7 protein-coding genes are annotated in these 9050 nt (G+C 67.1%); 1 reads left to right on the top strand and 6 read right to left on the bottom strand.

What is annotated here, in order from left to right:
* Positions 1-45: 45 nt before the first annotated feature.
* Positions 46-1242, top strand: a complete 1197-nt coding sequence (locus IQ26_RS07750; RefSeq protein WP_145715523.1) for an IS256 family transposase — start codon at positions 46-48, stop codon at positions 1240-1242.
* A 271-nt stretch (positions 1243-1513) separates the two neighbouring features.
* On the opposite strand, the gene IQ26_RS07745 is transcribed toward IQ26_RS07750, so the two are convergent.
* From IQ26_RS07745 to IQ26_RS07720, 6 genes are all read right to left on the bottom strand, one after another.
* Complete coding sequence (locus IQ26_RS07745; protein ID WP_145715521.1) at positions 1514-1942, bottom strand: hypothetical protein; 429 nt, start codon at positions 1940-1942, stop codon at positions 1514-1516.
* A 726-nt stretch (positions 1943-2668) separates the two neighbouring features.
* Positions 2669-3718, bottom strand: a complete 1050-nt coding sequence (gene fni / locus IQ26_RS07740) for a type 2 isopentenyl-diphosphate Delta-isomerase (RefSeq protein ID WP_145715519.1) — start codon at positions 3716-3718, stop codon at positions 2669-2671.
* Positions 3719-3803: 85 nt separating this feature from the next.
* On the bottom strand, positions 3804-4706 hold the full coding sequence (locus IQ26_RS07735; protein ID WP_145715503.1) for a terpene synthase family protein: 903 nt from the start codon (positions 4704-4706) through the stop codon (positions 3804-3806).
* Positions 4703-6241, bottom strand: a complete 1539-nt coding sequence (locus IQ26_RS07730) for a hypothetical protein (RefSeq protein ID WP_145715551.1) — start codon at positions 6239-6241, stop codon at positions 4703-4705. Before IQ26_RS07730 ends, IQ26_RS07735 begins: the two co-directional genes overlap by 4 nt.
* A gap of 308 nt (positions 6242-6549) precedes the next feature.
* A complete protein-coding gene (locus IQ26_RS07725) occupies positions 6550-7548 on the bottom strand; it encodes a polyprenyl synthetase family protein (protein ID WP_145715550.1) in 999 nt (332 codons plus the stop codon).
* A gap of 154 nt (positions 7549-7702) precedes the next feature.
* Entirely contained in the window at positions 7703-9046 is a 1344-nt protein-coding gene (locus IQ26_RS07720) for a cytochrome P450 (RefSeq protein ID WP_145715548.1), read from the bottom strand.
* Between the last annotated feature and the right edge of the window lie 4 nt (positions 9047-9050).

Below are 9050 nucleotides of genomic sequence, written 5' to 3'. Positions count from 1 at the left end.
CTGGTGATGTTCAACGTCACCTGATTCCCGCGAAGGAACGCCACCATGACCAAGACTGAAAGTAAGACCGCCAGCGCCGCCGTCAAAGACATTCTGCTTTCGGACCCGCAAGGTCTGCATGAAGTGATCCGTGCGGTGATGCAGGAGGTGCTCGAGGCCGAGATGGACGAGGCTCTGGGTGCTTCGAAAGGCGAGCGCACACCGGAGCGGCTCGGCTATCGCTCGGGTTATTATGGCCGCACTCTTGTCACCCGTGTTGGCAAGCTTGAGCTGCGGGTTCCGCAGGACCGGGCCGGGCGCTTCTCCACCGAGCTTTTCGAGCGTTACCAGCGTTCGGAGCGGGCCTTGGTGGCCACACTTGCGGAGATGTATGTGCAGGGCGTTTCGACCCGGAAGGTCAAGGCGATCACGGAAGAGCTGTGTGGCCATGCCTTCTCGGCCTCGTCGATCTCGGCCATCAACAAACGCCTGGACGAGAGCCTGAAGGCCTTTGCCGAGCGCCCGCTTCAAGAGCCGTTTGCCTACCTCATCCTCGACGCCCGTTACGAGAAGGTGCGCGAAGCCGGCATCGTCATGAGCCAGGCGGTGCTGATCGCGGTCGGCATCGACTGGGACGGTCGCCGCCAGATCCTGGCCGTGGAGATGGCCAATCGCGAGAGCCGCTCGGCCTGGAGGGACTTCCTCGTCGGCTTGAAGGCACGCGGCCTCAGGGGCGTCGAACTGGTCGTGTCCGACGATCATGCCGGCCTGGTCGCGGCGATCGGCGAGGTGATCCCGGAAGCTGCATGGCAGCGCTGCTACGTGCACTTCCTCAGGAACGCGCTCGATCACCTGCCGAGAAAGCATGGCGACGACTGCCTGCAGGAACTGCGCTGGCTCTACGACCGGCGCGATCTCGCCGAGGCCAAGGCCGATCTCGCCGCATGGCTTGCCAAATGGTCGGCCCGCTACCCACGACTGACGACATGGGTGGAGGAGACCATCGAGTACACGCTGACCTTCTTTCGTCTGCCACGCCAGCACCACAAACATCTGAAGAGCACCAACATGCTTGAACGGCTCAACGAGGAAATCCGACGGCGCACCTATGTCGTGCGCATCTTTCCAAACTCACAGAGTTGCCTGCGCCTCGTCAGGGCACTGGCCGTCGAAACCAACGAAAACTGGATGGAGGCCAACCGCTACATCAACATGGACGACCTGCGCGAGCACAAGAAGCTCGCTCTGCGCCAAGCCGCATGACCAGCTCCATGGCCGCCCCTTTTTGCAGAACTTGACGCACACAACCCGAAATTGGTTGCTGCCCTGACAGGATTTGACTTTTTCTGTCCCGCTACGTCGGCTTTCAAAATCAACCGGCCGGCACAGCCGAATAAAAAAACGGCCCGCACAGGGCGGGCCGTTTTCGGCATTTGGTTGCGGGGACACGCAACCACCGATGCCGACAATCACTGATCGTTTCGATTTGACGATGCTAGGCCGCACCGTACTGGCGAATTTTGGGCCCGGAAGGTCAAGGTTTCTTTATTGGAATCAATACGTTAGAGGATGGTTCGTCGACCCATTTCTTTGAGCCGGTCGCCCACCAGATCGCAAAAGCCGCCCGGTACCGCCTTTGGCGAACGCCGGTGGATCTATGGCAGCCGCGGGATAGATGGTCGTTTTGATCGTCACGAGGTTTAGCGACGCTCTCAGGCATCCTCGCCTGGTTGGTGAACTGCAGATTGCGATCGTCTCGGCCGGCGCTGCGGCACTCATGGCAGAAGATCAGTTTCACCAGGTCCCAGTGCAAGCATGGCTGATCCGGCCCGAAACGTTTCACCAGTTCGGCCACGTCTAGGACAGCTTTCCGATTGCACGTGAGGCAGTCGACCGACAGCCCTGTCCCGGCCTCGAGTTTCTTTCCAAGTGTGTCTTCAACAAGGGGGAATTTCATTGTCATGGCGATCTTTCGTCCTCGCCAGTTCGGCTATCCGTTGTCGGTTCGTGGACAGGTTTGTAGGGTTCAGTGCCCCCTCCCTTGTTTCAGGTCAACGGTTCTCTCTTCATGATGCCTCCCTTCCCTCCGCCGGGTCCCGGTTCCCCGCCTTCGCCGGTACTATGAAGGCACTACGACTTCCCGCCCGCGCATGCCTGGTCCCTTATGGTTTCGGTCGCAGGCTCCACACGCTCCTCCGTCCTTCGTGTCCGCCGCAGCGCTCCCAACGCGCGTGGAGGACGCGCACTGGGCCTGGAACATTTGATCAGCCGGCGTTCCTTCCTCCGGCGCGCCGCGTCCGTGGACGCAAGCGGGATCTCTCGTGTTTCCTGGCAATCCATCCCATGCCTTTGCCCGGTTCTCAGACCCCGGCCGGATCGACAAGACCTCGCCTATCACGGTCCCGCCGATGCTGCCCCCAGTGGTCCCAACACCAAAGGCTCCAGCGTATAGAGCATTTCGAGGCTCAACCTCGGGCTTCAGCATCCGCTGTCTACGCTTCACGAACGCCGTTGCCGGCGCCCAAATGAGACCCGCTCCTGAAAGCCGATCCCGAGGGGCCTACCCTCATCTTTCACGCAGCTTCTCAGCATGTTGTCAGTTCACCATCGAACCTCCTTTTGCTTGCTGCAGCACACTGTGGATGGAAACTAGCTAGGCGCCCGCCGCCACGTGGGGGCGACGCCGGCATCAGCCGGCGGGCAGATGCGCCGAGGGCAACAAGCGCGCCTGACGCAACGCCGCCAGATCAGCCGAGCCGGTGCAGAAGCAGGCGACGGCCAACTGGCGGATGACGATCTCGAAATGCGCGACAACCGCCTCGGTGGACACCGTCGCCGCGCGCAGCACGCCGGCCGCCTGCCCGGCGATGTCCGCGCCCAGGCGGATGGCCTTGGCCACGTCGACGCCGTCGCGGATCCCGCCCGACGCGATCAGCTTCACCGTTGGCAGCGCCCGACGTACCGCCTGCACGCTGGCCGGGGTCGGAATCCCCCAATCGGCGAACGCCATCGCCACTGCACGGTCGGCGGTATCGCGGGCGCGCTCGCCCTCCACCGCGGCCCAACTGGTGCCGCCGGCGCCGGCAACATCGATCACCGCCACGCCCGCCTCGACGAGCGCACAGGCCACCGAGGCGGACAGGCCCGACCCCACTTCCTTGGCCACGATCGGCACGCCCACGCTGCGCGCGGCGCGAGCGATCTGCGCTAGGACGCCGCGCCAGTCGCGGTCGCCCTCCGGCTGTACCGCTTCCTGCAGCGGATTGAGATGGACGATGAGTCCATCGGCCTCCAGCGCATCCACCGCCCGGCGCGCCAGGTCCAGGCCGTTGGCCTCGCGCAGTTGCGCGGCGCCGATATTGGCCAGCAAGGGAATGTCTGGGGCCAGGCGGCGCAGCGCGCGCGTCAGCCCCTGGGAGTTGCGGGATTGCAGGCTCACGCGCTGCGAACCGACGCACATGGCGATCCCCAAGGCTTGCGCTGCCTCGCTCAGATGCCGGTTGATGGCCTCGGCGCGTGGCATGCCGCCGGTCATGGAGCTGATCAGCAGCGGCGCGCGCATGGTCTTGCCCAGCAGAGAGGCGCGCAGGTCGATCTGCGTCAGATCCAACTCGGGCAATGCGCAGTGTTCGAAACGGATGTACTCCCAGCCGGCGGCGACCGTGGCCGGCGCCGTTCGCCGATCCAGCACGATGTCCAGATGGTCGTCCTTGCGCCGGCTCAGGGCGGTGTCGCTCATGCTCGCTCCATCCGTCGCATTGGGCGACGGCGTCGCATCGGATCGGACCGACGGCAGCGCGCGCACGCCGCCGCCTCCCGCGCGTTCAGGCCGGCGCACGCTGGCCTCCCCACGCAGCGTCGCTGCGGTAGCGGCTGGTCGAGGTCTGGTAGTACTGCGCGCGGATGGCCGCCATGGCCTCGATCAACGGTCCCCACGGCGCGGGAAAGCGTTCTTCCGCCATCACCCGGTGCAGCATGCGCGTATGGCCGGCTAGCTCGTCGTTGAGGAACTCCACCACAGGCATAGCCGGATAGCGCTGCAGCAGCAGGATCGCCGCGTTGTCGGCCTCGCCGGCCGACCTGTCCTTGTCGCGTCCATGCAGATCGTTCTGCAGGCGCCCTATCGCGGAGATGAGCCGCAGGACCTGGCGAAACGCCGGACGCGCGCGCAAGGTCGCCATGTCCAGCCCCCACAGCAACGACAGGCAACAGTACACGTTCGTGTAGGCGATCGAATCGATGCCGTTGTGCAGGTACTCGGCGTAGGACCAGCGTTCCGCCCCTGCCGCCTGCGCGTGTCCGGCGCGCAGCGCCGCGCAGTAGCACCGGGTATCGTCGAGAAGCTGAGCATAGTCGCGACGATCGTAGGCGAGTGCGGCCAGCGAAGCGCGCAGCACAGCGCAGCCCTCGAATCCGGGGAGCGCGCACGGCACGCCCTGCCCCAGCGCCTGCTCCACCGCGGCGAGCTGCTCCGGCGCGATCAGGCCAAGGTCGTTGCAATCGTCGAGCCAGAACAGCAGCGCCAGTTCGCGATAGAACGCCACGATCAGCGTTTCGTCCTGCGGATCGCGGCCGGTGCGGGCGCTGGTGTCGCGCAGGCTCGGGTGGATGCGCTGCAGGATGTACTGGCCGCCCCTGACCGCTTCCACGGCATGCTCGTCGGCGAACCCGGTCAGGGAACGCCCCCACTCCAGCACCTGCTGCAGCGCGCGTTCGGTCTGGATCATGGCGCCGCTCCTGCTCCCTCGGCCAGGACGCGCCGCCCCCAACGAAGCGCCAGCCACAACCCGGCGAGTTCGGCCACGCGCACGACCCGGGTGGGGCAATACAGTTCCTTGCCGATCCACAGCGGCGTCTGCGGCAATGCATGCGCCGCATGGCGGGCGAGCATCCACTCCAGCGCACGCGCCACCGCCTGCGCGATGCGCCGGCGCCCTGTCGGCTCTTCGCTCCCGTCCATCACGTGCAACGCGAACAGCGCATAGGCGGTTTCCTCGAATGTGGACGCGCGACCGGCGCCCCAGCCGCCGTCGTCGCGCTGCGCCTGCAGCAGCGCCGCCAGCGCGCGCTCGTCGCGCCACTCGGGCTTGCCTTGCGCCAGCGCAGCGACCGCATGCGCGGTGGGATACAGCCACGAAATGTGCCATTTTTCGTTGTCCCATAGACCGTGCGGGTTGCGATTGGCCTCGACGTAGGCGCTGGTGCCGGCGGCGGGCTTTCCCAACAGTCGCAACGCATGCAGGGCATGGATGTTGGTCGACACCGAGGCATTGCGCTCGCCGGGGAAGGTGACGAACAGCTCGCCGATTTCGAAATGGCGCAACGCATCGACCGCCGGGTCGCGGCCTGCAAGGCGCAGGACGCACAACGCAACGGCGGTGTCGTCCGCATCGGCCGCGAAGTGCAAGGCCGGGCCCAGACCGCGCACGCCCAGGCGGGCGTCGAGCTTCGCGACGATCACGCGCACCGCCTCGGCGAGCGCGGGATGCGCGAACAGCCCGGCCAGATGCAGGGTGTACAGCGACCAGCATGGCTCGAACACATTGATCGGCCAGACGTTGGGAACGACACCTTCGATGCCGCTGCGCGTCGCCCGCGATGCCGCCTGCAGATACGCGTCGGCGCGCCCGACCTGCGGCGTGCTCCCCTGTGTCACAGCGTGCGCACGCCACGCGGCGGTGGCCGCCGGACTGATGCCGATGCTGCCGTCGTCATCCGGGCATGCGGTGGTCGGCGACGTCCCCCAGGCTTCCCAGGAGTGCAGCAACGGATGGCCGCTCGGCAACGTCGCCACCGCCCCCAGCTTGACCAGGCACGCTTGCCGCAACGGCAACAGCGCCGGGTGGCGCGGAAACGCCTCGCCGCCCAGCAAGGATGCGGCCTCGCCGCACAACTGCGGCAGGATCAGCTCCGCGCCGATCGGCGCGTCTTCCGGCACCGCATGCGCGTAGGGATCGGGCTGGCGCTCGAGGAACCGGGTTGCGGCCTGGACTGCGTCGGCAGCGCCGGCACACTGCAATGCCAGCAACGCCGCCCACGTGGGCGCATGGCGGAACAGCGGGAAGTCCGTGCTTCCCCATCCGCCATCGGCCTGTTGCTGCGCGATGAGCCACGCGTATGCGTCCTGCCGACCGGTGACGTTGCCGTGGAACTGTAGAGCTCGCGCCGTGTCGTAGACGGACGGACCGACGCTGCCGCCGTCGTTCATCTCGCTCAGCAGGTGGCGCAATTCGGAAAGGATCTGTTCGGACAGCGCGTTCACGCGGGATGTTCCTTCTGCAGACGGTTGACGAGAGCCAGGATCGGGCAGACGCCGCGCACGTCGCCGCAGCCCCGTCGCGGCCCGGCGCATGGGCAGCGCCGGACGGCCGCCCTGCTCCGGCGCGGCGACGCGCCCCGATGCTGGCGCCGGTCCGCTGCATAGGCTTGCGCGCAGCTGCGCCGCGTGCGCCGCGGCCGTGCTGGGCAACCGCTGCGATCGGCGCCGCGGACTCGGACACAGTGCAGCATGCACCGCTGCCGCCGGCCGATCGCAGCGGCACAGGGGCGACTCCATGCGGACGGGCACGCTCATGCGCATGGCGCGTGCTTGAACAGATACGCATTGGCCCGCTGCAGCATCTGCGCCAACCGTTCCGCCCGCGGCCCCAGCGGGACGATGGCCTCCCCGGCGTCGCGCAACAGATCCAGCGCGAACTGGCGCGCTGCCTGCAGCCCCATGATCGACGCGCAGGTCGGCTTCTGCGCCGCCGCGTCCTTACCGGGGGTCTTGCCCAGCGTCGCGGTATCCGCTGTCACGTCGAGAATGTCGTCGACCACCTGCAACGCCAGGCCGAAACAGGCGCTGTAGCGATCTAGCGCACAGTACAGCGCAGCGTGCGCGGCATCCTCCACGATGGCGCATAGCGCGCCCATGCGAACGGACGCGCGCACTAGCGCTCCGCTCTTCATCCGGTGCATCGCCACGATCCTGTCCAGCTCGACGTGCTTTCCGACCAGCGACAGATCCATGGCCTGCCCGCCTGCGGCACCCTCGGCGGACACCGCCTGCGCCAGTTCGCGCACGAGCGCGATACGGTTGTCGCCCGGCGCATCCAGGCTCGCCAGGGTCAGGAAGGCGTGCGCCTGCAGCGCATCGCCGACCAGGATCGCAGTGGCTTCGCCGAACTTGACGTGCACGGTCGGAAGGCCGCGGCGAAGCACGTCGTCGTCCATCGCGGGCAGGTCGTCGTGGACCAGGGTACAGGCGTGCATCATCTCGATGGCGGCGCCGACGTCGTCGAGCATGTGCGCCGGCGTGTCGGCCAGTGCGCCGGCAGCCAGACAGAGCAAGGCGCGGGTGCGCTTGCCGCCATGCAAGGTGGCGTAGCGCATCGCCGCCATCAGCTCGGTCTCACCGTCGTCTTCGGCGCAGAGAAGACGCGCCAGCGCCTGTTCGACCCTCTTTGCGCCGTCCTGCATCCAGATCTCCGGCAGCAGCCTGCCGGATGTGCCGCGCGCCTGCGCGCTCAATCCGCCGAGCGCGGAAACGCCAGTTCGGTCGTCGTGTAGCGTGGAACCGGCCTGCATGTTGTTCATGTCCGTGTACCTGACAGGAGACGGCCACGGCGAGCGCCGAGCCGCCGCGGTGTTGCCGCAGTCGCACGAGCGCACGCGCTGAGTGCAGCAATGCCGCGCGTCGCCGGCGCCGCTGCCTCGCCACACGGGGCATGGCGATGCCAGCTCATGAGAATCCGATGCGGATTGTCATGGACGGATGTGCGGTCGGGTAATAGCGCCGGCCTTTTTCGACGCCGCTCAGCAACCGCGGCCGCACCCCGGCCTTGTGCATGGTCAGCGCCAAGGCGATGCAGAACTGCACCAGTTCCAGCCATACCAAGTGGTAGCCGATGCAGACGTGTGGGCCGGTACCGAACTGCAGCATGTCCACCGGCCGGATCGGCTCCGTGCGTTGCAGCCACCGCGCCAGGCGGAACTGATCAGGCGCCTCGTGCAGCAGCGCCGAGGTCGAGAAATGCAGCAGCGGGATGCACAGATGGGTGCCCGCGGGAATGCGCCGTTGGCCGAGTTGCAATTCCTGCAGCGCGCGACGCGGCAGGAGCGTGACCGCCGGATGCAGGCGCAGCGTCTCGCGGAACAGCGCCTCGGCGACCGGACACTGCGCTAGGTCCGCGTGTCGGGTCGGCACCGCGCCCACGCGTTGCGCCTCTTCGACCAGGGCGTCCCACAGCACAGGCTGCCGCGCCAGCTCGATCACCATCCAGGCCATCGTCGAGGCGGTGGTCTCGTGACCGCCAAGCAGCAGCAAGCGAATATTGGCGACCAGGACGTCATCGGAGAGCGCATCGTCGCTGCGATCGAAGGCGCTCACCATGTCCTTGATCAACCCGGTGCGCGCGGCATGCGCGCGCGCGTCGCGGACGAACTGGCGCAACTGCGCGTCGATCCAGTCGCGGGCGGCGCGGCCGCGCCGCAAGGGCAGTCCGGGCAGGTCGACCGGGGGCGCGACGATCAACTGCAGCAGTTGCCGGTACTTGCGATGCCATCCCGGCAGGTCCTGCGCGGGGATTCCCATGAGGCTGAAGATGAGCTTTAGCATCAGGTCGCCGGTTTCGCGCAGGATGGTTACGTCGCCGCGGTCGCGCCACGCCTGCACCCGCGCCCGGATGACGGGCTCGAACAGGTCGCCGATGCCGGCCTGGGTCAGCCCTTTGGGCAGGAACGCCGCCTTGATCGCATCGCGCGCCTGCCGGTGCGCGCCGCCGTCCTGGGCGACCAACGTTCCACTAAGCAATTCGGGCGCGATCCCTTCGATCAGCGCCGAGGACACGTCCTTGTGCCGGAGCAGTGCGAACGCGTCCGGATCCATGCAGGTCATCAGGTGTCCGGCAGGGCCGAAATCCAGCCAGAAGTGGCTGCCCAGCGTCCGTTCCGCGCGCCGCAGCAGGCGCGGCAGGTCGCAGACGATGGCGGGAAGGTGCCCGACCAGGGGGAAAGCGCCGGGCACGACCGGGATGTCGTGCCGGAGCCGGTGGCGACGGTTCAGCGGGTTGAGCAGCATGTCCATCAGC

Origin of the sequence: Mesorhizobium tianshanense (assembly GCF_007830515.1) — a bacterium.
Taxonomy (GTDB): Bacteria; Pseudomonadota; Alphaproteobacteria; order Rhizobiales; family Rhizobiaceae; genus Mesorhizobium; species Mesorhizobium tianshanense.
This window is presented reverse-complemented; position numbering and strand designations above follow the sequence as displayed.